23 protein-coding genes are annotated in these 25259 nt (G+C 69.8%); 10 read left to right on the forward strand and 13 right to left on the reverse strand.

What is annotated here, in order from left to right:
- The first annotated feature begins 89 nt into the window (after positions 1 to 89).
- Together AC6LJ9_RS25220 and AC6LJ9_RS25225 are read left to right on the forward strand one after the other, a co-directional pair.
- The gene (locus AC6LJ9_RS25220) at positions 90 to 710 is read left to right on the forward strand and encodes an MFS transporter (protein ID WP_498149647.1); all 621 of its coding nucleotides are present in this window, start codon (positions 90 to 92) and stop codon (positions 708 to 710) included.
- Between the two features lie 143 nt (positions 711 to 853).
- The gene (locus tag AC6LJ9_RS25225; protein ID WP_498149648.1) at positions 854 to 2107 is read left to right on the forward strand and encodes an Hsp70 family protein; all 1254 of its coding nucleotides are present in this window, start codon (positions 854 to 856) and stop codon (positions 2105 to 2107) included.
- A 77-nt stretch (positions 2108 to 2184) separates the two neighbouring features.
- On the opposite strand, the gene AC6LJ9_RS25230 is transcribed toward AC6LJ9_RS25225, so the two are convergent.
- Positions 2185 to 3105 carry a LysR substrate-binding domain-containing protein gene (locus tag AC6LJ9_RS25230; protein WP_498149649.1) on the reverse strand — a complete coding sequence of 307 codons (921 nt, stop codon included), beginning with the start codon at positions 3103 to 3105 and terminating at the stop codon, positions 2185 to 2187.
- Positions 3106 to 3247: 142 nt separating this feature from the next.
- On the opposite strand from AC6LJ9_RS25230, the gene AC6LJ9_RS25235 reads away from it, so the two are divergent.
- The 3 genes from AC6LJ9_RS25235 to AC6LJ9_RS25245 all read left to right on the forward strand — a co-directional run bounded on the left by AC6LJ9_RS25235 (position 3248) and on the right by AC6LJ9_RS25245 (position 5326).
- A complete protein-coding gene (locus AC6LJ9_RS25235; RefSeq protein ID WP_498149650.1) occupies positions 3248 to 4267 on the forward strand; it encodes a zinc-dependent alcohol dehydrogenase family protein in 1020 nt (339 codons plus the stop codon).
- A 116-nt stretch (positions 4268 to 4383) separates the two neighbouring features.
- A complete protein-coding gene (locus AC6LJ9_RS25240; RefSeq protein ID WP_103275228.1) occupies positions 4384 to 4974 on the forward strand; it encodes an NUDIX domain-containing protein in 591 nt (196 codons plus the stop codon).
- 16 nt (positions 4975 to 4990) lie between these two features.
- Positions 4991 to 5326 (forward strand): 2Fe-2S iron-sulfur cluster-binding protein, encoded by a 336-nt coding sequence (locus AC6LJ9_RS25245; protein WP_498149651.1) that lies wholly within the window; start codon positions 4991 to 4993, stop codon positions 5324 to 5326.
- Positions 5327 to 5412: 86 nt separating this feature from the next.
- Here AC6LJ9_RS25245 and AC6LJ9_RS25250 read toward each other — a convergent pair whose 3' ends face one another.
- The 4 genes from AC6LJ9_RS25250 to AC6LJ9_RS25265 all read right to left on the reverse strand — a co-directional run bounded on the left by AC6LJ9_RS25250 (position 5413) and on the right by AC6LJ9_RS25265 (position 9344).
- The gene (locus AC6LJ9_RS25250; RefSeq protein WP_103275226.1) at positions 5413 to 6714 is read right to left on the reverse strand and encodes an MFS transporter; all 1302 of its coding nucleotides are present in this window, start codon (positions 6712 to 6714) and stop codon (positions 5413 to 5415) included.
- Positions 6715 to 6882: 168 nt separating this feature from the next.
- Positions 6883 to 8037, reverse strand: a complete 1155-nt coding sequence (locus tag AC6LJ9_RS25255) for a hypothetical protein (protein ID WP_249205329.1) — start codon at positions 8035 to 8037, stop codon at positions 6883 to 6885.
- Positions 8038 to 8045: 8 nt separating this feature from the next.
- Positions 8046 to 8774, reverse strand: coding sequence for a fumarate/nitrate reduction transcriptional regulator Fnr (fnr, locus tag AC6LJ9_RS25260; protein WP_212320620.1), 729 nt, complete (start codon positions 8772 to 8774; stop codon positions 8046 to 8048).
- Positions 8775 to 8870: 96 nt separating this feature from the next.
- Positions 8871 to 9344, reverse strand: a complete 474-nt coding sequence (locus AC6LJ9_RS25265; protein ID WP_498149652.1) for a gamma-glutamylcyclotransferase family protein — start codon at positions 9342 to 9344, stop codon at positions 8871 to 8873.
- 139 nt (positions 9345 to 9483) lie between these two features.
- Here AC6LJ9_RS25265 and clpB point away from each other — a divergent pair, with 139 nt between their 5' ends.
- A complete protein-coding gene (gene clpB, locus AC6LJ9_RS25270) occupies positions 9484 to 12090 on the forward strand; it encodes an ATP-dependent chaperone ClpB (protein WP_498149653.1) in 2607 nt (868 codons plus the stop codon).
- Between the two features lie 148 nt (positions 12091 to 12238).
- Here clpB and AC6LJ9_RS25275 read toward each other — a convergent pair whose 3' ends face one another.
- The 8 genes from AC6LJ9_RS25275 to AC6LJ9_RS25310 form a co-directional block, all read right to left on the reverse strand.
- Positions 12239 to 12673, reverse strand: coding sequence for a DUF1641 domain-containing protein (locus tag AC6LJ9_RS25275; protein ID WP_212320617.1), 435 nt, complete (start codon positions 12671 to 12673; stop codon positions 12239 to 12241).
- Positions 12670 to 13860: an NAD(P)/FAD-dependent oxidoreductase gene (locus tag AC6LJ9_RS25280; RefSeq protein WP_498149654.1), complete on the reverse strand. Its 1191-nt coding sequence runs from the start codon at positions 13858 to 13860 to the stop codon at positions 12670 to 12672. The genes AC6LJ9_RS25275 and AC6LJ9_RS25280 overlap by 4 nt, the downstream gene beginning before the upstream one ends.
- Positions 13861 to 14014: 154 nt before the next feature.
- Positions 14015 to 14986 carry a 2-hydroxyacid dehydrogenase gene (locus AC6LJ9_RS25285; protein WP_498149655.1) on the reverse strand — a complete coding sequence of 324 codons (972 nt, stop codon included), beginning with the start codon at positions 14984 to 14986 and terminating at the stop codon, positions 14015 to 14017.
- On the reverse strand, positions 14983 to 16662 hold the full coding sequence (locus AC6LJ9_RS25290) for a dipeptide ABC transporter ATP-binding protein (protein ID WP_498149656.1): 1680 nt from the start codon (positions 16660 to 16662) through the stop codon (positions 14983 to 14985). Before AC6LJ9_RS25290 ends, AC6LJ9_RS25285 begins: the two co-directional genes overlap by 4 nt.
- Complete coding sequence (locus AC6LJ9_RS25295; RefSeq protein WP_498149657.1) at positions 16659 to 17504, reverse strand: ABC transporter permease; 846 nt, start codon at positions 17502 to 17504, stop codon at positions 16659 to 16661. The genes AC6LJ9_RS25290 and AC6LJ9_RS25295 overlap by 4 nt, the downstream gene beginning before the upstream one ends.
- Positions 17501 to 18475, reverse strand: a complete 975-nt coding sequence (locus AC6LJ9_RS25300) for an ABC transporter permease (RefSeq protein ID WP_498149658.1) — start codon at positions 18473 to 18475, stop codon at positions 17501 to 17503. Before AC6LJ9_RS25300 ends, AC6LJ9_RS25295 begins: the two co-directional genes overlap by 4 nt.
- 32 nt (positions 18476 to 18507) lie before the next feature.
- Positions 18508 to 20073 carry an ABC transporter substrate-binding protein gene (locus tag AC6LJ9_RS25305; RefSeq protein ID WP_498149659.1) on the reverse strand — a complete coding sequence of 522 codons (1566 nt, stop codon included), beginning with the start codon at positions 20071 to 20073 and terminating at the stop codon, positions 18508 to 18510.
- 56 nt (positions 20074 to 20129) lie between these two features.
- Entirely contained in the window at positions 20130 to 20942 is an 813-nt protein-coding gene (locus AC6LJ9_RS25310; RefSeq protein WP_498149660.1) for a class II aldolase/adducin family protein, read from the reverse strand.
- Between the two features lie 187 nt (positions 20943 to 21129).
- Between AC6LJ9_RS25310 and AC6LJ9_RS25315 the strand changes: the two genes are divergently transcribed.
- From AC6LJ9_RS25315 to AC6LJ9_RS25330, 4 genes are all read left to right on the forward strand, one after another.
- Positions 21130 to 21855, forward strand: a complete 726-nt coding sequence (locus tag AC6LJ9_RS25315; protein WP_498149661.1) for a GntR family transcriptional regulator — start codon at positions 21130 to 21132, stop codon at positions 21853 to 21855.
- Positions 21852 to 22880, forward strand: coding sequence for a histone deacetylase family protein (locus tag AC6LJ9_RS25320; RefSeq protein ID WP_498149662.1), 1029 nt, complete (start codon positions 21852 to 21854; stop codon positions 22878 to 22880). The genes AC6LJ9_RS25315 and AC6LJ9_RS25320 overlap by 4 nt, the downstream gene beginning before the upstream one ends.
- Before the next feature lie 10 nt (positions 22881 to 22890).
- Positions 22891 to 23943 (forward strand): phosphotransferase, encoded by a 1053-nt coding sequence (locus tag AC6LJ9_RS25325; protein WP_498149663.1) that lies wholly within the window; start codon positions 22891 to 22893, stop codon positions 23941 to 23943.
- Positions 23944 to 23959: 16 nt separating this feature from the next.
- The coding region (locus AC6LJ9_RS25330) for an aspartate aminotransferase family protein (protein WP_498149664.1) at positions 23960 to 25259 on the forward strand (1300 nt) is incomplete at its 3' end.

Consider the following 25259-nt stretch of genomic DNA (forward strand, 5'->3'; position numbering starts at 1 on the left):
TTTATAAACCGTGGGCGGCGTGAGGGGTTAATAGGAGGAGGGGCGCGGCCCGCCTGCGGTGGGGGGCGGGCCGGCGGGAGCCGCCCGCCGTGTCCGCTGCGCGCCGGCCGTGCGCCAGCCTGGCCGGCTTTGCCCGGCGACCGGGCGCCTGGGCGCTGGCGGGCGCCGCGCTGTTGTCGGCCATGACGGCGGTGGCCGGTTACGGCCTGGCCAAGCTGTACCTGGTGGACGCCGGCTGGGCGGTCGAGGACGTGGGCCGCGTCGGCATGGCCGGCGGCGTGGTCACGGTGCTGATCGGTTGCGGCGGCGGCGCCTGGTTGGTCGGCCGGCTGGGCGCGCGGGCGGCGCTGGCGATGGGCCTGTCCGCCTCGGGATTGGCGGCGCTGGCCTGGGCCGCCCAGGCGCAAGGCTGGATCGCCGCCGGGCCTGGGCCGGCCTACGCGGCGCAGGCGCTGGGATCATTTGGCGCGGGCGCGGCCTCGGTGGCGCTGATGACGCTGGCCATGCGCTTCGCGCGGCGCGGCGAGCAGGCGGGCACCGACATGACGGCCGTGCAAAGCTCGCGCGACCTGGGCGAGATCCTGACCTCGTCGCTGATCACCGTGCTGGCCGCCCAGCTCGGCTATGCGGGCGGCTTCGCCTGCGGCCTGCTGGTGGCCGTGGCGACGCTGCTGTATGCGTCGCGCGCGCTGCGGCGGGTCCAGGGCTGAGACGGGCGCCTGGCCGGCGGCGTTGGCCGGCGGGGACGCGCGGCGGGGCGCCCCGGCAGGCGAGGGCGGGGGCGGGCAAGGAGCGATCCGGCGCGGGCAGGGTACACTTGTGCGCCGTTTTGCCCCCCAAGCCTTTGAATTCCATGATTTCCTCCGCATGCGGCGTCGACTTCGGCACGTCCAATTCCACCGTGGGCTGGAGCCGCCCCGGCCAGCACGCGCTGCTGTCGCTCGAGGACGGCAAGCCCACCCTGCCGTCGGCCATCTTCTTCCATGACGAAGACAACGAGGTCAGCTATGGCCGTGGCGCCATCGCCGACTACCTGGCCGGCTACGACGGGCGCCTGATGCGCTCGATGAAGAGCCTGCTGGGCAGCTCGCTGATCGATGGCTCGACCGAGGTCCAGGGCCGCTCCATTCCGTTCCGCGTGCTGCTCACGCGCTTCATCGCCGAGCTCAAGCGTCGCGCCGAGACCGCCGCCGGCCGCGATTTCCACCGCGTGGTGCTGGGCCGCCCGGTGTTCTTCGTGGACGACGATCCGGCCGCCGACCAGACCGCGCAGGACACGCTGGGCGAGATCGCCCGCCAGGTCGGCTTCACCGACATCGAGTTCCAGTTCGAACCGCTGGCCGCGGCTTTCGACTATGAATCGCAGATCGACCGCGAGGAGCTGGTGCTGGTCATCGACATCGGCGGCGGCACCTCCGACTTTTCGTTGATCCGCCTGGGCCCCGGCCGCGCCGGCAAGGCCGACCGCCGCGAGGACATCCTGGCCTACGGCGGCGTGCACATCGGCGGCGCGGACTTCGACAAGCAGCTGAGCCTGGCCCATGTCATGCCGCTGCTGGGCCTGGGCAGCCAGCTGCGCAGCGGCAAGGACGTGCCGTCCACGCAGTACGGCAACCTGGCGTGCTGGCACACCATCAACCAGGCCTATACCCGCAAGGCCGCCGAGCACTTCGCCTACATCCGCGCCGAGGCGGGCGACCGCGCCAAGATCGACCTGCTGCTGAATCTGGTCAAGGAGCGCGCCGGCCACTGGGTGGCGGTGCAGGTGGAAGAAGCCAAGATCGCGCTGTCGGAAGCGCCCGAGGCCCGCATCGACCTGTCGCGCGTCGGCGCGGGGCTGGCCGTGGACGTGACGCGGCCGTCGTTCGACGCCTGCGTCGGCCGGCTGATCGAAAAGGTGGAAACCACCGTCGGCGCGCTGTTGCGCGACGCCGGCGTGGCGGCGGCGGACGTGGATACCGTGTTCTTCACCGGCGGCTCCAGCCGCGTGCCCCGGCTGCGCGAAAGCGTGTCGGCGCTGGTGCCCGGCGCGCGCAGCGTCGAGGGCGACCTGTTCGGCAGCATCGGCGCCGGCCTGGCGTTGGACGCGTTGCGCAAGTTCGGCTGAACGAGGTATTCGGCGCGCCGGTCTCGCCGGCATTCTCTACCCCCTGATCCGCGCGGGTACGCGCGAGGCCGTCCCCGCTACGGCGCCAGCATCGCAGGCACGCGCGCGGCCAGCGCGTCGATCGCGGCGCGGGTCTTGGAAGGCAGGTGGCGCGCCTGCGGCCAGACCGCGTGCACCTCATGGGCGGCCAGCTGGTCGCCGTGCATCAGCACCTCCAGCTCTCCCGTGCCGACGTAGCGCGCCAGCATCCAACAGGGCAGCCAGGCCAGGCCAGCGCCGGCGATGGCCGCGTCGGCGATGGCCTGCAGGTCGTCCAGGCGCAGGCTCGGCCGCAGGCGCAGCTGCGTCGCGCGGCCATCCTCATCCTGCATCGTCCAGGCCTTGTCCTGGCCGCCACGCGCATAGATGATGCCGGCGTGGTCCTGCATCTCCTGCGCCGTGACGGGACGCCCGTGCGCGGCGATATAGGTGGGCGACGCGCCGATGCCCATGGTCTGCAGGCCCAGCCGACGCGCCGCGAGGCTGGAACTGTCCGGCAGGTCGCCGACGCGGATGCCCAGGTCATAGCCTTCGTCGATCAGGTCCACCACGCGGTCGTTGAACGAGATATCGACCTCCAGCTGCGGATAGCGGCCAGCCAGCTCGCGCAACACCGGCGCGACGCAATGCCGGCCGAATACCAGCGGGGCGGTGACGCGCAGGCGGCCCTGCGGCTCGCGGCGGCCGCTGTCCAGCTCCGCTTCGGCCGCCTGCAGCTCGGCCAGCGCGCGCACGCAGCGGTCGTAGTAGGCCTGGCCGTCGTCGGTCAGGCTTTGCTGGCGCGTGGTGCGGTGGAACAGACGCACGCCCAGCCGGGCCTCCAGCCGCGCGATGGACTTGCCGACGGCCGAGCGCGTCAGGCGCAGGCGCTCGGCCGCCAGCGCGAAGCTGCCGGCCTCGGCCGCCTGCACGAAGGCTTCGATGCCGTTGAGGCGGTCGTGGACGTTGCGGGTATTCATGGCAATTCTTGATTGGTTCTTTTCAGGAATCATTGAAAGGAAAAAAATGCGCCACTAGGGATGTTAATTCCCCTATATCTTAGCGGTACCGGGCGGCGCCAGCACGGCGCGCCTTCCATTACGTATCGCAAGGAATCTCATCATGCAGGCCTATCACGTCACCGGCGGCAAGGGCATCGAATCGCTCAAGCGCGTCACGCTGGAATCGAAAGCGCTCGGCCCGTACGAGGTGCGCGTGCGCGTCCGCGCCGTGTCCCTGAACTTTCGCGACCTGATGGTCGCCGACGGCAATTACCTGAAGGGCAGTGGCGCGCCCGTCATCCCCGCCTCCGACATGGCCGGCGTGGTCGCCGCCGTCGGCGAGCGCGTCACGCGTTTCCGCGTGGGCGACCGTGTCATGGGCGCCTTCATGCCGGACTGGATCGATGGCGAGCCCACGCCGGCCAAGACCGCGCTGGCGCCGGGTGCGGCCACGGATGGCGTGTTGGCCGAGGAAACCGTCTATGCCGAGCACGGGCTGGTCGCCACTCCGGCTGGCCTGTCGGACGAAGAGGCCGCGACCTTGCCCTGCGCGGCAGTGACCGCGTGGAACGCCCTGTTCGTCGGCGGCCGCGCGCAGGCGGGCCAGACGGCGCTGCTGCTGGGCACGGGCGGCGTGTCGATCTGGGGGTTGCAGCTGGCCAAGGCCGCCGGCCTGCGGGCCATCGTCACCTCGTCCAGCAACCGCAAGCTGGAGCAGGCGCGCGAACTCGGCGCGGATGTGCTGATCAACTATCGCGAAACGCCCGAATGGCAGGCCGAGGCGCTGCGCCAGACGGACGGCGAAGGGGCGCACGTCGTGGTGGAAGTGGGCGGGCAGGGCACGCTGGAACGCTCGGTGGCCGCCGTGCGCATGGGCGGCACGGTATCCATGATCGGCGGCGTCAGCGGCTTCGGCGCGACGCCGGTGGCGCCGCTGGCGCTGATCGGCGGCGCCAAGCGCCTGGAAGGCATCTTCGTGGGCAGCCGCAAGATGCTGGAGGACCTGGCCCGTTTCGTCTCGGTCGCCGGCATCAAGCCCGTGATCGACCGGGGCTTTGGCTTCGACGAGGCGCCGGCCGCCTTCGCGCACCTGGCGTCCGGCAGCCATTTCGGCAAGGTGGTGATCCGGGTCGCGCCGTAGGCGCGGGGCCGGGCGCGCGGCGTCGCGGGGCCGCCGCGGCGCGATGGTAAGCTCATGCACTCCTGCCGGGCGGACGGCGCAGGCCGCCGACCTCCCGGCCGCCATCCGCACGCGCCATGACGACCAAACCCGAATCCCATCTGCACGAAGAGCTGGTTTCCAGCGTGGCGGCCTATGACGGCCGCTTCCTGAAGATCCGCAACGACACCGTCCGCCTGCCCAACGGCAACACCTCCACGCGCGAATACGTGGTGCATCCGGGGGCGGTGGTGGTGATTCCCCTGCTCGACGACGGCCGGGTGCTGCTGGAGCGGCAGTTCCGCTACCCCATCGGCCGCGTGATGACCGAGTTTCCCGCCGGCAAGCTGGATCCGGGCGAGGACCCGCTGGCCTGCGGCAAGCGCGAGCTGCTGGAGGAAACCGGCTATACCGCCGCGCAATGGGCCCACGCCGGCGCGCTGCACCTGGCGATCGCCTATTCCACCGAGATCATCCACATCTTCTTCGCGCGCGGCCTGCGCGCCGGGCCGAGGCAGCTGGACCAGGACGAGTTCCTGGACGTGATCAGCGCCCAACCGTCCGAGCTGTACGAGGCCTGCGCCCGGGGCGAGGTGACCGACGCCAAGACCCTGACCTGCACGCTGTGGCTGCAGAACGTGCTGTCCGGCGCCTGGCAACTGGACTGGCGCGACGACGCGGCCGGCTGAGCCCGCGCTTTCCGCCATGCCCTCGCATCCCGTCCTGGTCCAGCCCTCGGGCCTGCGCTTCGATGCCGACGAGGACACGTCGCTGCTGCTGGCCGCGCAGGCCGCCGGCATCAAGCTGCCCAGCTCCTGCCGCAACGGCACCTGCCGCGCCTGCATGTGCCTGATGCTGGAGGGCGAGATCCGCTACCGCATCGAATGGCCGGGCCTGTCGCGCGACGAGAAGGAAGAGGGCTGGATCCTGCCCTGCGTGGCGCATGCCGTCACGGCGCTGGAGATCCAGTCCTTGCAGGCGGCGCCGCTGGAGCCGCCGGCGCCCGTGCCCGATAGGGCGCTGACCGGAGCGCGGCGCTAACCGGCGCATGCCGGCGTGTGGCGCAGGGCCCGTGCGGGCCCATTGCGGCGGGCCGCCCGCGTCAGGCCCGCTCGCGCCCGCTGTCGCTATTCATGTCGGTGCATGGCCGATTCGCGGCGCGTGTCGCGCATGGTCGCATACACCAGCAGCGACAGGAAGATCACGCCGGCCAGGTAGTAATAGAACCATTGCTCATGCCCCTGCTGCTTGAACCATAGGGCGATGGCGGGCGCCGTGCCGCCGAAGATCGACACGGTCACCGCATAGGGCACGGCCACGCCGGTGGCGCGGATGTTGGTCGGGAACAGCTCGGCCTTCACCACGGCGTTGATCGAGGTGTAGCCGGCCGTGAAGACCCAGGCGCCGCAGATCAGCAGGAAGGCGATGAAGGGCGAGCGCGTCTGCGCCAGCGTGTACAGGATGGGCACGGTCAGCAGCGCGCCCGCGACGCCGAAGAACACCAGCAAGGGCTTGCGCCCGATGCGGTCGGACAGCGCGCCATACAGCGGCTGCAGGATCAGCGCGAAGATCAGCGAGGCGGCGATCACATAGGTGGTGACGATGTCGGAAAAGCCCGCCGTCTGCCGGACGAAGGTCTGCATATAGGTGGTGAAGGTGTAGAAGGCCGCCGTGCCGCCCGCCGTCAGGCCCACCACGATGGCCACCTCGCGCGGGTACTTCAGCAGGCCGCGCAGCGAGCTGGTGCGCGGCTGGGTCTTGCTGGCGGCCTTGTAGGAGTCGGTCTCGGGCATGTCGCGCCGCATGAAGGCGGTCACGATGGCAAGCAGCGCGCCGATCACGAAGGGGATGCGCCAGCCCCAATCCACCAGCTGCTGGTGAGTCAGGAACACGTTCTGCAGCAGCAACAGCACCAGGATGGCGCTGAGCTGGCCGCCGATCAGCGTCACATACTGGAAGCTGGAATAGAAGCCGCGGTGCTCGGCGTCGGCGATCTCGGTCAGGTAGGTGGCGCTGGCGCCGTATTCCCCGCCCAGGCTCAGCCCCTCGATCACGCGCGCCAGCGCCAGCAGCGCCGGCGCCGCCAGGCCGATGGAGGCGTAGGTGGGCGTGAGGGCGATGATCAGCGAGCCCACGCACATCATGCCCACCGACACCATCAGCGACAGCCGCCGGCCGTGCCGGTCGGCGATATGCCCGAACAGCCAGCCGCCCAGCGGTCGCACGATGAAGCCGGCCGCGAACAGCGTGGCGGCGTTGAGCTGCTGGACGACGGGATCGTGCGAGGGGAAGAAGGCGGGGGCGAAGTACAGCGCGAAGGCGGTGTAGGCGTAGAAGTCGTACCACTCGACCAGGTTGCCCATGGAACCGACGAAAATGGCCTTGATGCGGCGCTTCGCGTCGGCGACATCCAGATGCGTGTGCGTCATGGCAGTCCTTGCTGCTTGCCGGAATGGGAAACGCCGGCGCGGCCGCAAGCGCGCCGCCGCCGGCATGTCCCTATATTGCTCCCGGCCGCGCGAAATTGCACGCGCCGCCGAGGCGGCATTCAGCTTGCTGTCATTTTGGGGGGCGCCCTGGACGACGCCGGGCGGGCGCTACTTGCCGCGCGGCTTGATCGGCTCGCAGGGCGCGGCCCTGTCCGTCCCGCGCGCGCCTTCGCCCAACAGGACCTGGGCGCCGCATTCCGAGCCGAACATGTTCTTGCCGTCGTGGCCCACGCCGCGCACTTCGTAGCCGGCGCGGTGCAGAGTGACCGGCTTGCTGCCGCGCGATGCGAGCAGGAACTCGTATTGCAGGTAGGCGGTGCCGCGCGCCAGCCGCGTGGAGCCCTGGGCCTCGGCGCCGCAGGTCTTGTCCAGCAGGCGGTGCTCGGGGTTGTTGTCGGCGCCGCCCAGCAGGTAGGTGACGTCGCGCGCCGCGTAGCGCACGAACAGCCGGGATTCCTCCTGGCCGCGGGCGTAGGCGGGCAGCTTGTCGGTGCCGTACTTGTACTGGTTGTAGGTGGGGCAGATGCCGCGCTCGTAGGGCGCGTAGCCCTTGCCGTCCGGGCGTGGCCGCTCGTTGGTCAGGTACAGGTAGGAAGAGGGGTTGGCGATCACGTAGCGCAGCGCCAGCCCGTCGCGGCGCAGCGGGCCGTCGACGTTGTTCAGCACGGCGTAGCGCTGCACCAGCTGCGCGCCGCCGGAATGGCCGGCCAGCACGATGCCGGCCAGCGCGGGCAGGCGCTGGCGGTCGTCCAGGCTGCGCAGCAGGTCGTCCAGGACCTGGAACGAGCTGACCGGCGCCGGCCGGCCGGCGGCCTGCACGCTGTCCTCGCCTTCTTCCCAGCTGGCCTTGCGCCAGGCGGCCATGCCGGCGAAGCCGGAATCGATGGAACCGGAAAAACGCGGCGCCAGCACCAGCGTGTCGCGCGCGCGCTCCGGATTGCGTTCCAGCAGGTCGGCCACGTATTCGTAATAGCGGTCGGCGTCGCGCTTGACGCCGTGGATCACCACCACCACCTGCTTGATGTCGGCCAGTTCGCCCTTGCCCAGCGGGCGGTTGGCGTAGACCGGGATCTTGTAGCGATGGCCCGGCTTGCCCAGCTCGACGGTCTGCCAGCGCGCCGGCTTGGCCGGCTTGGGCGCGGGCGCGGCTTCGTCGTAGTCGTAGGGATCGGGCAGGGGCGTCTGCGCGGCGGCTGCGAGCGGGGCCGCCAACGCCGCCAGCATCAGGCTGGCGGCCGGCAGGAAGGCGCGCGCGCGGCGCATGGGCGGCTTCAGCAGCTTTCTTGGCCCAGCAGCTGCTTGAGCGCAGGCTGGTCGAGGATGCGGACTTCGCGCTGGTTGATGCGGATCAGTCCGTCGCGGGCGAAGCGCGAGAACAGCCGGCTCACCGTTTCCAGCGTCAGGCCCAGGTAGTTGCCGATTTCCTCGCGGCTCATGCGCAGCACGAACTCGGTGGACGAATAGCCCAGCGAGGCATAGCGCTGCGACAGGTTCAACAGGAACGCCGCCAGGCGCTGTTCGGAACGCATCGAGCCCAGCGAGGCCAGCATCTGGTGCGAACGCGTGATCTCGCGGCTCATCAGACGGCGGAACTGCTGCTGCAGCGAGGGCAGGTGGGCGGAGACGCGGTCGACTTCATTCAGGCGAATGACACAGACTTCGGAGTCTTCCAGCGCGATGGCGGCCGACACGTGCTTGCCGTCGAGCATGCCGTCCATGCCGACGATCTCGCCGGGCAGATGGAAACCGGTGATCTGGATCTGGCCAGTCGCGTCTTCGAGCTGCGTCTTCAGGCTGCCGAAGCGCACGCCATAGACCGCATCAAGGGGGTGATCCAGCGAGTACAGCGTCTTGCCCTTTTCAAGGCGCACGCGTTCCTTCACCAGTTCGTCCAGCTTTTCTACTTCGGCGGCTGCCATGCCCACAGGCACGCACACGTGTCCCAGCATACACGTGGAGCAATGGGCGGCATCAGGGGCAACGGGGACCCGTTTTTGCATAGTGACCTCTATAGCGCCCGTCGAGCGGCGGGTAGCCGGTGCGGGCAGGAAGCTTGATGACAATTGCTATTGTAGTCCGTTGTTACTACGGGTGTCTTACCTGCGCGCGGCGTCCTTGGACATGAACGTCGCGCAAGCGTTCCCGGCGCGTCGGTGAAGGATCCAGTCCGTGACCTGGTCGACGGCCGCGATGTCGCTGGCGGCGCCCCGCAAGGCGGGATCGATCGGGTAGTACTGGCAGGACAGCTCCGCGCCGTCCGGGCCGGGCTGTGCGAGGCGCGCCAGCACGTCGCGGCGCAGGAAGCAGCCGGGCCGGCCGGGATGGTAGTCCTCGATTTCGTCCATCAAGTGGATATGGGCCGGCTCGACCTGATAGATATCTCCTAGGACGCGACGCCCGTCAGCCACGGGAATCAGGCCGGGCCAGGCGCCGAAGTCGACCAGCCGGCCCGGCACGCTGGCCGCGCCGACCCGCCGTACCGCCGGCAGGCCGCGGTCGGAGGCGGTGCGCTCCAGGTCGTTGATCTCGCCCGCGCGTAGCGTGCCGTAGACAAAAACGTATATGCTCATGATTCCTCAGGTTGCCGCACGTCGATAGAGTCCGCAAGGCCGTCAGGGTCTTGAAATTCCCTGCTCCGGCCACATATTCAGGTCATCGAGCCAGCCGGCGATGCATCGGTCAGGCTCCTCAACAAGCCAAACGACCACTATGCGATTCGACAAACTTACCACCAAGTTCCAACAGGCATTGGCGGACGCCCAGAGCCTGGCCGCCCGCAACGATCATCCCTACATAGAGCCCATACATGTGCTGTCTGCGCTGCTGTCCGATGCCGACAGCGGGGCCGGCAGCCTGCTGGCGCGCGCCGGCGTCGCCGTGAACCGGCTGCAGCCGGCCATCGAGCAGGCGCTCAAGTCCCTGCCGCAGGTGCAGGGCGACGACAACGTCCAGGTCGGCCGCGAGCTGCAGGGCGTGCTGACGCGCACCGACAAGGAAGCCGCGCGCCGCGGCGACACCTACATCGCCAGCGAGCTGTTCCTGCTGGCGCTGGCCGACGACAAGGGCCCGGCCGGCCGCATCCTGCAAGAGGCCGGCCTGCAGAAGAAGGCGCTGGAAGCCGCCATCGACGCCGTGCGCGGCGGCGAGTCGGTGTCCGCCGCCGAGGGCGAGTCCAATCGCGAGGCCCTGTCCAAGTACACGATGGACCTGACCGAGCGCGCCCGCCAGGGCAAGCTCGATCCGGTGATCGGCCGCGACGACGAGATCCGCCGCACCATCCAGATCCTGCAGCGCCGCACCAAGAACAACCCCGTGCTGATCGGCGAACCCGGCGTCGGCAAGACCGCCATCGTCGAAGGCCTGGCGCAGCGCATCGTCAACGACGAAGTGCCCGAGACGCTGCGCGGCAAGCGCGTGCTGTCGCTGGACCTGGCCGCGCTGCTGGCCGGCGCCAAGTTCCGCGGCGAATTCGAAGAGCGCCTGAAGGCCGTGCTGAAGGAACTGGCGCAGGACGATGGCAGCAACATCGTCTTCATCGACGAGCTGCACACCATGGTCGGCGCCGGCAAGGCCGAGGGCGCGATGGACGCCGGCAACATGCTCAAGCCCGCGCTGGCGCGCGGCGAGCTGCATTGCATCGGCGCGACCACGCTGGACGAATACCGCAAGTACATCGAGAAGGACGCCGCGCTGGAGCGCCGCTTCCAGAAGGTGCTGGTCGACGAGCCCGACGTGGAATCCACCATCGCCATCCTGCGCGGCCTGCAGGAGCGCTACGAGATCCACCACGGCGTCGAGATCACCGATCCGGCCATCGTGGCCGCGGCCGAGCTGTCGCACCGCTACATCACCGACCGCTTCCTGCCCGACAAGGCCATCGACCTGATCGACGAGGCCGGCGCGCGCATCCGCATGGAAATCGATTCCAAGCCGGAAGTGATGGACAAGCTCGACCGCCGCATCATCCAGCTCAAGATCGAGCGCGAGGCCGTCAAGAAGGAAACCGACGATGCCTCCAAGCGCCGCCTGGGCGTGATCGAGGACGAGCTCGAAAAGCTGCAACGCGAGTACAACGACTTCGAGGAAATCTGGAAGGCTGAAAAGGCCGCCGTACAGGGCACGCAGGCCATCAAGGAAGAGATCGACGGCGTGCGCGCCGAGATGGCCGAGCTGCAGCGCAAGGGCCAGTTCGACAAGCTGGCCGAGCTGCAGTACGGCAAGCTGCCCGACCTGGAAGCGCGCCTGAAGGCCGCCGAGATCGGCGCGGCCGAGGCCGCCAACGAGGCCGAGGGCGGCGAGGGCCGGCCGCGCCTGCTGCGCACCCGCGTCGGCGCCGAGGAAATCGCCGAGGTCGTGTCGCGCGCCACCGGCATCCCGGTGTCCAAGATGATGCAGGGCGAACGCGAGAAGCTGCTGCACATGGAGGAATACCTGCACAAGCGCGTGGTGGGCCAGGACGAGGCCGTGCGCCTGGTGTCCGACGCCATCCGGCGTTCGCGCGCCGGCCTGGCGGACCCGTCGCGGCCCTACGGCTCGTTCCTGTTCCTGGGCCCCACCGGCGTGGGCAAGACCGAGCTGACGCGCGCGCTGGCCGAGTTCCTGTTCGACTCCGAAGAGCACATGATCCGCATCGACATGAGCGAGTTCATGGAAAAGCACTCGGTGGCGCGGCTGATCGGCGCGCCTCCGGGCTACGTGGGCTATGAAGAGGGCGGCTACCTGACCGAGGCCGTGCGCCGCAAGCCCTATAGCGTGGTGCTGCTGGACGAAGTGGAAAAGGCCCATCCGGACGTCTTCAACGTGCTGCTGCAGGTGCTGGACGACGGTCGCCTGACCGACGGCCAGGGTCGTACGGTGGACTTCCGCAACACCGTCATCGTGATGACCTCGAACCTGGGCTCGCATCACATCCAGAGCCTGGCCGGCAAGCCCTACGAGGTGATCAAGGAAGTGGTGTGGGACGAGCTCAAGCAGACGCTGCGGCCCGAGTTCCTGAACCGCATAGACGAGGTGGTGGTGTTCCATGGCCTGGAAGCGCAGCACATCGAGTCCATCGCCCGCATCCAGCTGCGCCGCCTGGGCGAGCGCCTGGAACGGCAGGAGATGCGGCTGGAAGTGACCGAGGCCGCGCTGGCCGAGCTGGCGCGTTCGGGCTTCGATCCGGTGTTCGGCGCGCGGCCGCTCAAGCGCGCGATCCAGCAGCAGATCGAGAACCCGGTGGCCAGGCTGATCCTGGAAGGCCAGTTCGGTCCGCGCGACGTGGTGCCGGTGGACTGGCAGGACGGCAAGTTCGTCTTCACCCGCACCTTGCAGTAAGCGGGCCGGACCCGGGCGCGGCGGGAACCTGCCGCGCGCCGAAAAAAAACCGGCGGCTCAAGCCCGAGCCGCCGGGTTTTTTTTACGCGCCTCGCAGGCGAGGTGGGGGCACCCCCGCGTGCGCGGGTTCTCGATGCGCCAGCGTGGCCTACGATGCGTCCGCGTAGTCCTGCCGCTGGGCCTTCATCTGCCGGCCCAGCGTCTGCAGCGCCCGCAGTGCCACGGCCATGCCGCGCCGCGTGTCCTCGTCGCGCAGCAGGCCGATGAGGCCCGTCAGGCTGGGCGGCCGTTCTTCCCGCAGCGTGCGGGCGTGGGCGTCGCGCAATGTGTTGGCAGCGATCCAGGCCGCGCTGGTGGCCTGCTCGGACAGCAGCGCCAGCTTTTCCACCATGGACTGGTCCAGCAGGTCCACCAGGTCCGAGGCCAGCGACAGCAGGTCGGCGATGTTGTCGAGCCGGCCGGCTTCGGCCAGCAGGCCCAGCCTGTCGGCCAGTGCGCGCGCGCCTGGCCCGCCGCCCAGGAAGGCAGCGGATGCGGGCGTGTCGGCGGGCAGCGCAGCGGTTCCTTCGTGTGGCGCGTTCATAGCATTCCCCTTGCGACGGCCCAGTACAGGCCGCGATTGAACCCGTGGCGCAGCAGGCCGCCGAGCTTGGTGGGCGGCGTGGGCAGCACGTCGTGGGTGTAGTCGTACCAGAGCGGCATGCCGGCGTTCAGGCCCATCTGGGCCACCGCCTGCACCCTGCCGTCATAGGCGCTGCAGACCTGGCCCAGCCGGATCTCGCCGGCGATGTTGTTGGCGATGACCGGCGCCTGGTTGTGGCAGGAGCCGCCAGCCTTGCTGACCGGCAGGTCGACCGTGTCGCCGATCACGTAGACGTTCTCCAGTCCGTAGACCTTCAGGGTCTCGTGGTCGGTCGGCAGCCAGCCTTCGTCGTTCTCGGCCTGCGACACGCCCGACTCCAGCACCACGTCCACGGCGCGGATCGGCGGCGTGGCCATGAGGATATCGAAGGGCTGTTCGCCGCCTTCCTCCGAGTACGCGATGCGCCGTTCCGGATCGACCCGCGACAGCGTGAAGCCGCGCTGGAAGCGGATGCCCTTCTGCTCGAAGATGCCGGGCAGCACCTCGCAGGTCGGGCGCTGCAGGAACAGGCAGTTGCGCAGCAGCTGCGAGGTGGTCGGGTAGGTGTAGACGATTTCCACCTTGTCGCGCACGCCGCGCCGCCGCAGGTAGTCGTCCAGCATCAGCGTGGTCTCGATGGGCGCGATGCCGCATTGGTGCGGAACGTTGGGCGTCTTGGGGAAGGTGACGCTGACGAAGACCCGCCCGCGTTCGATGCGCGACAGGCGGTCCGCCAGCTGGCGGGCGGCGGCGTACTGGTAGAAATGGTCGCCGGCCTCTTTCAGCCCTTCGATGCGTTCGGGGGATGGCACACAGCCCGTTGCGATGACCAGGTAGTCATAGCCGTAGCGCTTGCCGCTTTGCGTGGACAGTTCCTGGCGGTCGAAATGAAAGCGCGTGACCTTGTCGACGCGGAATTCGATTTCGGGGCGTAGCAGGGAACGTTCCGGCCGTTTCAGCTCTTCGCGGAAGAAGAGATTGAAGGCCACGTACATGAATGCCGGCTTGTAGTAGTGATCCGGCGAATCCGAGAGCAGCGTGATGGAGACTTCACCGCGCTGGATTTCGGGGTACAGCTTTCCGGCGAGCTGATTGGCCAGCATGGTGCCGCCTACGCCGCCGCCTACGACAACAATTCGCTTGCTCATAAACCACCTCCAGGTAGAGATAAGTTCTGGGGACCAAGTGCAATTGCGTCTGTTGGTGTAGCAAGCGAGGATGGCCGCGTCAACCGGTCCGTGCGGCGCCAGGCGCTGCGCGGATGTCCGTTACGCGTCCGCGCCAGGCTTGGCGCTGGCCGGATCAGTATCCGAGGGCCGCGTCGGCGCAGGTGTCGGGACGGCGTCCTTCCCGCACTGCCGCCAGGTTGTCCAGCGTCTGCTGCGCGATGGCGGCGGCCGGCGTGCGGGTGGCGATGTGGGGCGTGATCATCACCTTGGGGTGGCGCCACAGCGCGTGGTCGGGCGGCAGCGGTTCCTGCGGGGTGGCGTCCAGCGTGGCATAGGACAGCTGGCCGCTGTCCAGCGCCGCCAGCAGGGCGGCGGGATCCAGGTGCTCGCCCCGGCCGGCGTTGATCACATGGGCGCCGCGCGGCAATCGCGCGAAGGTCGTGGCGCCCAGGAAGCCGCGCGTCTCGTCCGTCAGCGGCAGCAGGCAGACCAGCGTGTCGGCCTGGGCCAGCAGCGCCGGCAGGCCGTCCGCGCCGTGATAGCCCGTGATGCCCTCGGCCAGGTCGGGCTTGGGCGTGCGGCTCCAGCCCGAGACGCGGTAGCCCAGCGCCGCCAGCGCGCGCGCGGCGGCCAGGCCCAGCCGGCCCAGCCCGGCGATGGCCACGCGGTGTTCCGATGGCGGCACGATGGGGCTCTCGCACCACAGGCCCTGGGCATGGTTGCGCACATAGTCGGGAAAATGGCGATGATGGTTGATCACCGCCCAGGCGACGTAGCTGCTCATGCCCGCCGCCATGCCGGCCTCGGCCACGCGGCAGACCGGCACGTGGCGCGGCACGGCGGGGTCGGCGTAGATGTGGTCCACGCCGGCGCCGATCGACTGGATCAGGCGCAGGTTGGGCAGCGCGCCCAGCAGGCCGGCGGGCGGCAGCCAACAGACCGCGGCGTCGATCCCGGCCGGATCGCCCAGGTCGTCGGCCGTGCGCCAGGCGATGTCGGGCCGCAGCGCCTGGAACGCCGGCACCAGGTAGCGCATGTCCAGCACCCGGCTCAGGAGCGCGATGCAGGGCGGCCGGTCGGCGGCGGGCAGGGGGCGGGCGCTCATGCCGCGGCCTCCGCCAGCCGCGCGTGGCCGCTGATGCGCGCGCGTCCGGAAACGATGCTGGCGAAGTCGGGCACGGCCCGCACCAGCTCGCGGGTGTAGTCCTGGCCGGGTTCGCCGATGACCTGCGCGGCGGGCCCGCATTCGATGATGCGGCCCTGCTGCATGACGGCGATGCGGTCGCACATCTGCGCCGCCACGCGCAGGTCGTGCGTGACGAACAGCATGCTCAGCTGGAACTGCCGGCGCACGCTGGCGAACAGCTCCAGCACCTGGGCCTGCACCGACACGTCCAGCGCCGACACCGGCTCGTCCGCCACGATCAGCTCGGGCTCGCTGGCCAGGGCGCGGGCGATGCCGATGCGCTGGCGCTGGCCGCCGGAGAATTCGTGCGGATAGCGTCCGGCGGCATCGGGATTCAGGCCGACCAGCTGCAGTAGTTCCGCCGCCCGGGCGCGGGCGCGTTCCGGCGCCATGCCCTGCGCCAGCGGGCCTGCCATGATCGAGCGGCCCACGGTATGACGCGGGTTGAGCGAGGCCTGCGGGTCCTGGAACACCATCTGCACGCGGCCCGGCGCGGGGCGCGCCTTGTCCGCCTGGCCGTTGAAGAGGATCTGGCCGCCGTCCGGCGCCAGCAGGCCGGCGATGCAGCGGCCCAGCGTGGACTTGCCCGAACCGGACTCGCCCACCAGGCCCAGCACCTCGCCGCGCTGCAGCGTGAAGCTGATGCCGCGCATGGCGGCGGTTTCGCGGCCGCGCCGGAACAGGCCGCCGCCGGACACATAGGTCTTGTGCAGGTCGCGCACGTCCAGCAATACCGGCTGGCGCGCGGCTTCGCGCGCCGTGTCGGGCATGCCGTGCGGGATGGCGGCGATCAGCTTGCGGGTGTAGTCGTGGCGGGGATGGCCCAGCACATCGGCGGCCGCGCCGGCCTCGACGATCTCGCCCAGCTGCATCACGGCCACGCGGTCGGCGATCTGCGAGACCACGCCGAAGTCATGGGTGATGAACAGCACGGCGGTGCCGCGCTTGGCTTGCAGGTCGCGGATCAGTTCCAGGATCTGCGCCTGGGTGGTGACGTCCAGCGCGGTGGTGGGCTCGTCGGCGATCAGCAGCGCCGGCTCCAGCATCAGCGCGCAGGCGATCATGACGCGCTGGCGCTGGCCGCCGGACAGGCGTCCGGGATAGCTGGCGGCGATGCCCTCGGGGTCCGGCAGCCGCACGTCGCGCAGCGCGCCCAGGATGCGGGCGCGCTTGTCGGCGGGCGACAGGCGCAGGTGCGCGTCCAGCGCCTCTTCGAGCTGGTCGCCGATGCGCATCACCGGATTGAGCGCCGACATCGGATCCTGGAAGATCATGCCGATGCGGTTGCCGCGCAGCGCGCGCCATTGCGGCTCGGCCAGGGCCAGCAGGTCGTGACCCTGGAACACGACGGCGCCGGCCACCGGCGCCACCATGGGCTGCGGCAGCAGGCCCATGACGGCGTTGGCGATCATGGACTTGCCGGAACCGCTTTCGCCCACGATGCACAGCGTTTCGCCGCGACCTATGCGCAGGCTGGCGTCCTTGACCGCCAGCGGCCGGTCGGCGCCGGCCGGCAGGCGGATTGACAGGCCGCTGATGTCGAGCAGTGCGTCCCCGGACGGCGGGGCGGCGGCATGGGAGGTGACGAGGTTCATGCGCGGCTCCTGGGATCCATCCGGGTGTTCAGGCCGTCGCTCAGGCCTTCGCCGATCAGGTTCAGCGCCAGCACCGTCAGCAGGATGGCCACGCCGGGGAACAGGCTGATCCACCAGGCCTGGCGCAGCGCGGTGCGGGCCGCGCCGATCATGTAACCCCAGCTCATCACGTTGGGATCACCCAGGCCCATGAAGCTCAGGCTCGATTCCAGCAGGATGGCCGTGGCCACCATCAGCGAGCCCATCACCACGATGGGCGCGGCCGCGTTGGGCAGGATCTGGGTGACGATGATGCGCAGGTTCGATTCGCCCGCCAGGTGCGCGGCATGAACGAAGTCGCGGTGGCGCAGCGTCAGGAATTCGCTGCGCACCAGCCGCGCCACCGGCGGCCACGAGACCAGCGCGATGGCCGTGACGATGGACGCCACCGAGGGCTGGAAGATCGCCACCAGCACGATGGCCAGCGCGAAGCTGGGGATGGCCTGGAACAGCTCGGTGAAGCGCATCAGGCTGTTGTCGATCCAGCCGCCGTAGTAGCCGGCCAGCGCGCCGACCGACACACCGATCAACAGGCCCGCCAGCGTCGATACCAGTCCGATCAAGAGCGAGATGCGGGCGCCGTGGGCCAGCCCCGAGCCGATGTCGCGGCCCATGGTGTCGGTGCCGAAGGGCAGGCCGGCCATGCCCAGCGGCGGAAGGAAGGGGCGCTGCACCATGGCCCAGGGATCGTGCGGCGCGACCAGCGGCGCGGACAGCGCCAGCAGCAGCACCACGGCCATCACGGCCAGTCCGGCCAGGGCGCCCTTGTTGCGGCGGAAACGCCGCCAGAATCCGTTGTTCATTGCAGTTCTATCCTCGGATCGGCCAGCGTGTAGAGCAGGTCGGTGATGATGTTGAACGCCACGGCCAGCGCCGCCGTGATCAGGAACGTGCCCAGCAGCAGGTTGTAGTCGCGCTGCACCAGGGCGTCGAACATCAGCCGGCCGATGCCGGGCCAGGCGAACACCGTTTCGATCAGCACCGTGCCGCCCACCATCGAGCCGGCCTGGATGCCGGCCAGCGTGATGACCGGCAGCAGCGCGTTGCGCAGGATGTGGCGGCGCTGGATGCGGCGCGGCGACAGGCCCTTGGCGCGGGCGGTCTTGATGAAATCCATCTGCGCCACTTCCAGCATGGCGGTGCGCGTCATGCGGGCATACACCGCCATGTAGAAGAGCGCCAGCGTGGCCGCCGGCAGCACCAGGTGGCGGGCGATGTCGGCCGCGCGCGCCAGTCCCGCGTGGCCCGCGCCCACCGTCTCGAAGCCGAAGCCCGGCAGCCATTCCAGCTTGACCGAGAACAGCAGCACCCCCATCAGCGCCAGCCAGAACAGCGGCGTGGCGTAGAACAGCATCGACAGCGTGCTGACCAGGCTGTCGAGCCAGGTGCCGGCGCGGGCGCTGGCCCACGCGCCCAGCGCCACGCCCAGCGTCAGCGACACGACGAAGGCGGTCAGGGTCAGCAGCAGCGTCGCGGGCAGCCGTTCGCCGATCAGGCTCATGACCGGCCGTTGCTGGCGGTAGGAATCGCCCAGGTCCAGCCGGGCGGCGTGTCCCAGGTAGGCCGCCAGCTGCTGGGGCAGCGGCTTGTCCAGCCCGAAGCGTTCGCGCAGCTGCGCGACGAAGGCCTCGTCAGCCGCGCCGGCCTCGCCCGCCATGACGGCGGCCGGATCGCCGGGCGCGGCGCGGATCAGCAGGAAATTGATGACCGCGATCAGGGCCAGCACCAGCAGGCCCTGCGCGACGCGGCGCATCAGGTAAGCGAGTTTCTTCATGGCATTCCCCCTGTTGCCGGGCTGCGCGCCGCTCAGGCCAGCGTGGCGCGCGCCAGGCTATCGTTCAAGCCGATGCCGGAATTGATCAGGTTCTTGATGTTGTTGCGGTAGAGCGTGGGGAATTGCAGTTCCAGCAGCCAGGCCACCGGCACCTCGTCGACCAGGATGCGCTGCACCTCTTCGTACAGCGCGCGGCGCTTCTGCGGATCGGCCTCCTGCGCGCCGCGTTCGAACAGCTCGTCGACCTTGGGATTGCTGTAGCCCTCGACGTTGTTCCAGGGCGAACCCTTGGCGATGGTGGACGTGAGGTAGTTGCGGCTCACGCCCAGCGCGGCGTCGCCGTACTGGTACAGGTAGCAGAAGGCGATGTCGTAGTCCCAGTTGGCGGTTTTCTCGCTCCAGCCGGCCACGTCGGTGGCGGTCATCTCCAGCTTGATGCCAGCCTCGGCCAGGTTCTGGCGCGCGATCTCGGCATAGCGCTGCCAGGTCTCGCCGTAGGGCAGCGGCAGCAGGCGCAGCGTCTGGCCCTTGTAGCCGGCTTCCTTGAGCAGTTGTTTGGCGCGCGCCACGTCGCGCGAATAAGGCGTGACCTGGTCGGTGTGATAGCGCACGCTGCTGTTGAACGGGCCGGTGGCGACCTTGCCGAAGCCGTACCACGCCACGTTGCGCATGGCCTCGCGGTCCAGCGCGTACATGATGGCGCGGCGCACGCGCACGTCGGCCAGCACCGGCTGGCGGTTGTTGAGCCACATGAAGGAATGCGGGCCGAAGAACTCCCAGCCCTTGGTGGTGGTCTCGACATTGGGCAGCGCCTTCAGGCGCGCGATGTCGAAGTACTCGACGGTGCCGCCGGGCAAGACGTCCAGCTTGCCGGACTCGAAGGCGGCCGCGCGCGAGGCGGCGTCGGGGATCACGTGGAAGTACAGCGTGTCGACGCTGGGCAGCCCGGCCTCGTGGTACTGCTCGTTGCGCACCAGCTGGATGTACGAGCCGCGCCGCCATTCCTTGAACTTGTAGGGGCCGGTGCCGATGGGCGTGTTGTTGGCCGGGTTGTTCAGGTAGTCGGTGCCTTCGTAGATGTGGCGCGGCACCATCGGCATGGTGCCGACCTCGAACAGCCCCAGGAACGGGCCGAACGGCCGGGGCAGGCGGAACTCGACCGTGTGCTCGTCCAGCGCCTTGATGCTGTCCACGAAAGCCAGCCCGGCGCGCAGGCGCGCGTGGGTCTTGCGCAGGAACTGGTCGACGCTGAACACCACGTCGTGCGCGTTGAAGGGCTTGCCGTCGTGCCATTGCACGCCCTGCTTGAGCGTGAAGGTGTAGACGGTGGCCGCGTCGTTCACCGTCCAGGACGCGGCCAGGCCAGGCATGGGCTCCAGCTTGTCGTCGTAGCGCAGCAGGCTTTCGTAGATCTGGCCGCCGATCATCTGCGTGGGGCCGTTCTGCACGATGCCCAGCATCAGGCCCGGCGGCTCGGGTTGCACGGCGATGTTGAGCACGCCGTTGCGCGCGGCCGCGGCCCAGGCGGGCAGGGCGGTCGCGCCGCTCAGCCAGCCGGCCGTGACGGCGCTCGAGATCAGAAAGTCGCGTCGGTTCATGAGGTTCTCCTGGTGACGGGGCCGGGGCGGCGGGAAAGGGGAGCGGCGCGTGCCGTTCAGGCGCGCAGCGTGGCGCCGTTCAGGGCGTCCGCGAGCCGGGGGGCGATCTGCGGCGGTTCCACCAGCTTGAGCAGCGCGCGCCATTCGCGTTCGCTGGGATCGGTCGAGCCGGGCAGGCGGTTGGTGTCGCCGCTGGCGTACTGGCGCGCGGTTCTTTCGCTGACCTGGGCGCTCAATGGATAGGTCGCCTGGCCGGTGGACTGGATCGCCAGCTGCACGCGGCAGGCGCGGTCCAGGTTGAGCATCAGGATGAAGGCCTCGGCCACGGTGGCGCCGACGGTCAGCAGGCCGTGGTTGCGCAGGATCATGGCGTTCTGTTGGCCCAGGTCGGCCACCAGCCGCTCGCGTTCGTCCAGGTCCAGCGCGATGCCTTCGTAGTCGTGATAGGCGACGCGGTTGTAGAACTGCAGCGCCCACTGGTTCACCGGCTGCAGGCCGCAGGCCAGCGAGGACACGGCCACGCCGGCGACGGTGTGGGTGTGCAGCACGCAACCCGCGTCGGGGCGTCCCATGTGCACGGCGCTGTGGATGGTGAAGCCCGCCGGATTGACGTCATGGGGCGTGGGCGCGACCGGATGGCCGTCCATGCCGACCTTGACCAGCGATTCGGGCGTGATGTCGCGGAACAGGTGGCCGTAGGGATTGATCAGGAAGGCCCCTTCCTCGCCGGGCACGCGTGCCGAGATGTGGGTGTAGATGCTGTCGTCCATGCCGAAATGGGCGACCAGCCGGTAGCAGGCCGCCAGGTCGCGGCGGGTCTGTTGTTCGGCCGCGCTGCTCGGCTGCGCGGATTCCTGGGAGAGGGCCATCGATGCGTCCTGGTTGGGTGGCTGCGGCGCGGGGCCGGGTGCAGGGCATTATGCGTCGATCGTCAACTGTCGACAGTTAGCAGTAGTACTGATATGCTTGAAAAAAACGGGGTGCTATATAGCTGTCGCGCCGGGTTTTCTTGTGCAAGAAAGCCGGGCGCATTCCCGCCCCAGACAGAGACTTTCCATGCCCGAAACCCAGGCCGCCCTCAATGCTTTCGAATCCGTCAATGTTCCCGACCTGGTCGGCGTCGTCGAAGAACGGCTGACCCAGGCCATCGTGCAGGGCCGCCTGCCGCCGGGCAGCCGCGTGGTCGAGGCCGAGATCGCCCGGCAGATGGCGATCAGCCGGGCGCCGGTGCGCGAGGCCTCGCGCCGCCTGGAACGCCAGGGCATCCTGGTGTCCAGGCCGCGTCGCGGCTTCTTCGTGCGCGAGATGTCGGTGCGCGAGATCGACGACCTGTTCCAGGTGCGCCTGAGCCTGGAGATGACCGCCGTGGCGGCCGCCTGCGAGCATGCCGACGCCGCCGGCCTGGCGCGTCTGCGCGGCTTGCTGGAACGGATGATCGCCGAGGCCGCCGACGCGCCGCAGCATCGCCGTATCGAGCTGGACCTGAGCTTCCATACCCTGATCTGCGAGCTGTCGGGCAACGCCTACCTGCTGCGCCTGTTCTCCAGCACGCAGACCGAGATGCGCATGATCATCTCGCTGATCGACAACGTCTACCAGGATCCGGAAATGGTCGCGGCCACGCATCAGCCCATCCTGGACGCGCTGGCGCGCCGCGATGTACAGGCCGCGCAGGCCTGCATGAAGGTACATCTGGACGATGCCTGGGAGCACGTCCGCAACCTGTTCGTCTCGCAGCATGGCGCGGCGGGCGAAAAACCAAGGGGCAGCAGGAAAACATGAAAGTCGTCTACAGCGATAAGCACCAGCTTCATGACCCGCAGTTCTTCATCGTGCGCGGCAAGGTCCGGCGCAGCAACGAGCAGCCCGAGCGCGGCGCGCGCCTGCTGGCGGCGGTGCAGCGCGACGGGCACCGGATCGTCGCGCCGGCCGATCACGGCGCCGCGCCGCGCGCCGCGGTGCACACGCCGCAATACCTGCGTTTCCTGGAAACCGCCTACGCGCGCTGGCGCGAATTGCCCGACGCATCCGAGGAAGTGGTCGCCAATGTGCATCCGTTTCCCGGCCAGCCCTGCACCTATCCCGAACACATCGTCGGCCTGGCCGGCTATCACATGGGCGATACCGCGTGTCCGATCGGCGCGGGCACCTGGGAAGCGGCGGCCTGGTCGGCGCATTGCGCCACCCACGCGGCCCAGTTGGTGCTGGACGGCGAGCGCGCGGCCTACGCGCTGTGCCGTCCGCCCGGCCACCACGCCTATGTCGACCGCGCCAACGGCTTCTGCTACCTGAACAACGCCGCCATCGCGGCCCAGCACCTGCGCGCCGCGCACGCGCGGGTCGCCATCCTGGACCTGGACGTGCATCACGGCAATGGCACCCAGGGCATCTTCTACCGCCGCGCCGACGTGCTGACCGTGTCGATGCACGCCGACGCGCACAACACCACGCCGTTCTTCGTCGGCCACGCCCACGAGACCGGCGAGGGCGACGGGCTGGGCTACAACATCAACCGCCCGCTGCCGGTGGGCACTGGCGACGCCGGCTACCTGGAGGCGCTGCGCCGCGTGTTCCTGGACATCCGCGCCTACGCGCCCGGCGCGCTGGTGGTGGCGCTGGGCCTGGACGCCCACGAGCGCGATCCGTACAAGGGGCTGGCGGTCACCACCGAGGGCTTCGGCCTGATCCTGGCCGAGATCGCGCGGCTGGGCCTGCCCACGGTGCTGGTGCAGGAAGGCGGCTACCTGTCCGACGACCTGGGACCCAACCTGGCCAGCGCGTTGCGCGGCTTCGACTCCGCCGCCTGAGGATGCCGCCATGATGGATCAGGACGACGCCCAGGACGTGCTGGCCGTGGCTTCGCCGGACATCGGTGAGGACGAGGCCGCGCAGGCCGCGCGGCGGCATTTCGGCATAGCTGCCCAGGCGCGCCGCCTGGCCGGCGAGCGCGACCGCAATTTCCGCCTCCACGCACGCGACGGCCGTGAGTACGTGCTGAAGTTCTCGCACCCGGCGGAGGATCCGCGCGTGGCCGATTTCCAGGCCCGCGCGCTGCTGCACGTAGAACGCGCGGACCCGACGCTGCCGGTGCAGCGCGTGGCGCTGGCCGTCGACGGCCAGCCCTGCGCCTGGCATCGCGCGCCGGACGCGCCGCCGCGCGTGCTGCGGCTGTTCAGCTACCTGCCGGGCCTGCCGCTGCCGGACGCCGCGCGCTCGGCGGCGCAGCGCGACAACCTGGCGCGGACCCTGGCGCGGCTGGGGCTGGCGCTGCGCGGTTTCGAACACGAGGCCGGCGCGTTGGCGCTGCCCTGGGACATCCAGCGCGCCGACGAGGTCGCGCCGCTGCTGGCGCACGTGGCCGACCCGACGCGCCGGGCGCTGGCCGAGCGCGCCATGGCGCGCTTCACCGAGCACGCCCGGCCGGCGCTGCCCGGCCTGCGCGCGCAGGCCATCCACAACGACCTGAATCTGTACAACGTGCTGGTCGATCCGCAGGATCACGACGTCATCGCCGGCATCCTGGACTTCGGCGACATGGTGCGCGCTCCGCTGGTCAACGACCTGGCCGTGGCGGCTTCATACCAGCTGGAGCCGGGCGCCGATCCGCTGGCGCCCGCCGTCCGCTTCGCCGCCGCCTATCACGCGGTCAGCCCGCTGCAGGAAGCCGAGCTGGACGTGCTGTTCGACCTGATGATGGCGCGGCTGGCGATGGTGGTGGCCATCGGCGGCTGGCGCGCGGCGCGCTATCCGGACAACGCCGACTACATCCTGCGCAACAACGCGCTGTCCTGGGCCCGCCTGCAGGCCTGCGACGCCATCGCCCGCGACACGGCCCGGCAGCGGCTGCGCGCGGCCTGCGGCTTCCAATAGGATCACAGCCATGACCATGACCCATTCCGGCGACGGCGCGGCGCAGGCCGCGGCAAATACCGCCGCGCTGATCGCGCGGCGCCAGCAATTGCTGGGCCCGGCCTATCGCCTGTTCTACGACCAGCCGCTGCACCTGGTGCGCGGCGAGGGCGTGTGGCTGTACGACGCCCAGGGCAAGCCCTATCTGGACGCCTACAACAACGTGGTGCCGCTGGGCCACTGCCATCCCGCCGTGGTCGAGGCGATCGCGCGGCAGGCGTCGATCCTGAACACGCACACGCGCTACGTGCACGAGACGGTGCTCGATTACGCCGAGGCGCTGCTGGCGACCTACGCGCCGGGGCCGGGCCATGTGATGTTCACCTGCACCGGCAGCGAGGCCAATGACCTGGCGCTGCGCATCGCGCAGGCGCATACCGGCGCCACCGGCCTGATCGTCACGCGCCACGCCTATCACGGAGTGACGCTGTCGATCGCGCAGGCCTCGCCGTCGCTGGGCCGCCATGTGACGCTGGGGCCGGCCGTGCGCGCCGTGGCCGCGCCGGACAGCTACCGCCAGGCGCCCGGCGAAACCGGGCCGGCCCTGGCGCGCGCGGTGCGCGAGGCGATCGCGGACCTGGCCCGCCACGGGTTGCGACCGGCGGCGCTGATGGTGGACACCATCTTCTCCAGCGACGGCGTGCAGGCCGGACCGGCGGGCTTCCTGCGCGAAGCCGTGGACGCGATCCACGATGCCGGTGGCCTGTTCATCGCCGACGAGGTGCAGGCCGGCATGGGGCGCACCGGCGAGACGCTGTGGGGCTATATGCGGCACGGCGTGGCGCCGGACCTGATCACCATGGGCAAGCCGCTGGGCAATGGCCATCCGGTGGCTGGCGTGGCGGCCAGGCCGCAAGTGCTGGAGGCCTTCGGCCGCAACAGCCGCTACTTCAACACCTTCGGCGGCAACCCGGTATCGGCGGCGGCCGGCCTGGCGGTGTTGCGCACGGTGCAGCAGGAAGGGCTGATGCGGAACGCCGAGAGCGTCGGCGTCTACCTGCGCGAACGCCTGCAAGGATTGGCCGCGCGCCACGACCTCATCGGCGACGTGCGCGGCGCGGGCCTGTTCATCGGCGTGGAGCTGGTGCGCGACCGCGCCACGCGCGAACCGGCCGCCGAGCAGGCGGCGCGCGTGGTCAACGGGTTGCGCGACCGGCAGGTGCTGATCAGCAGCGCCGGCGAGCATGCCAATATCTTGAAGATCCGCCCGCCGCTGCCGTTTTCCACGGCCGACGCGGACCGCCTGGTGGCGGCGCTGGACGAGACGCTGGCCGCGC

Source organism: Achromobacter sp. 1011811831, assembly GCF_059760905.1.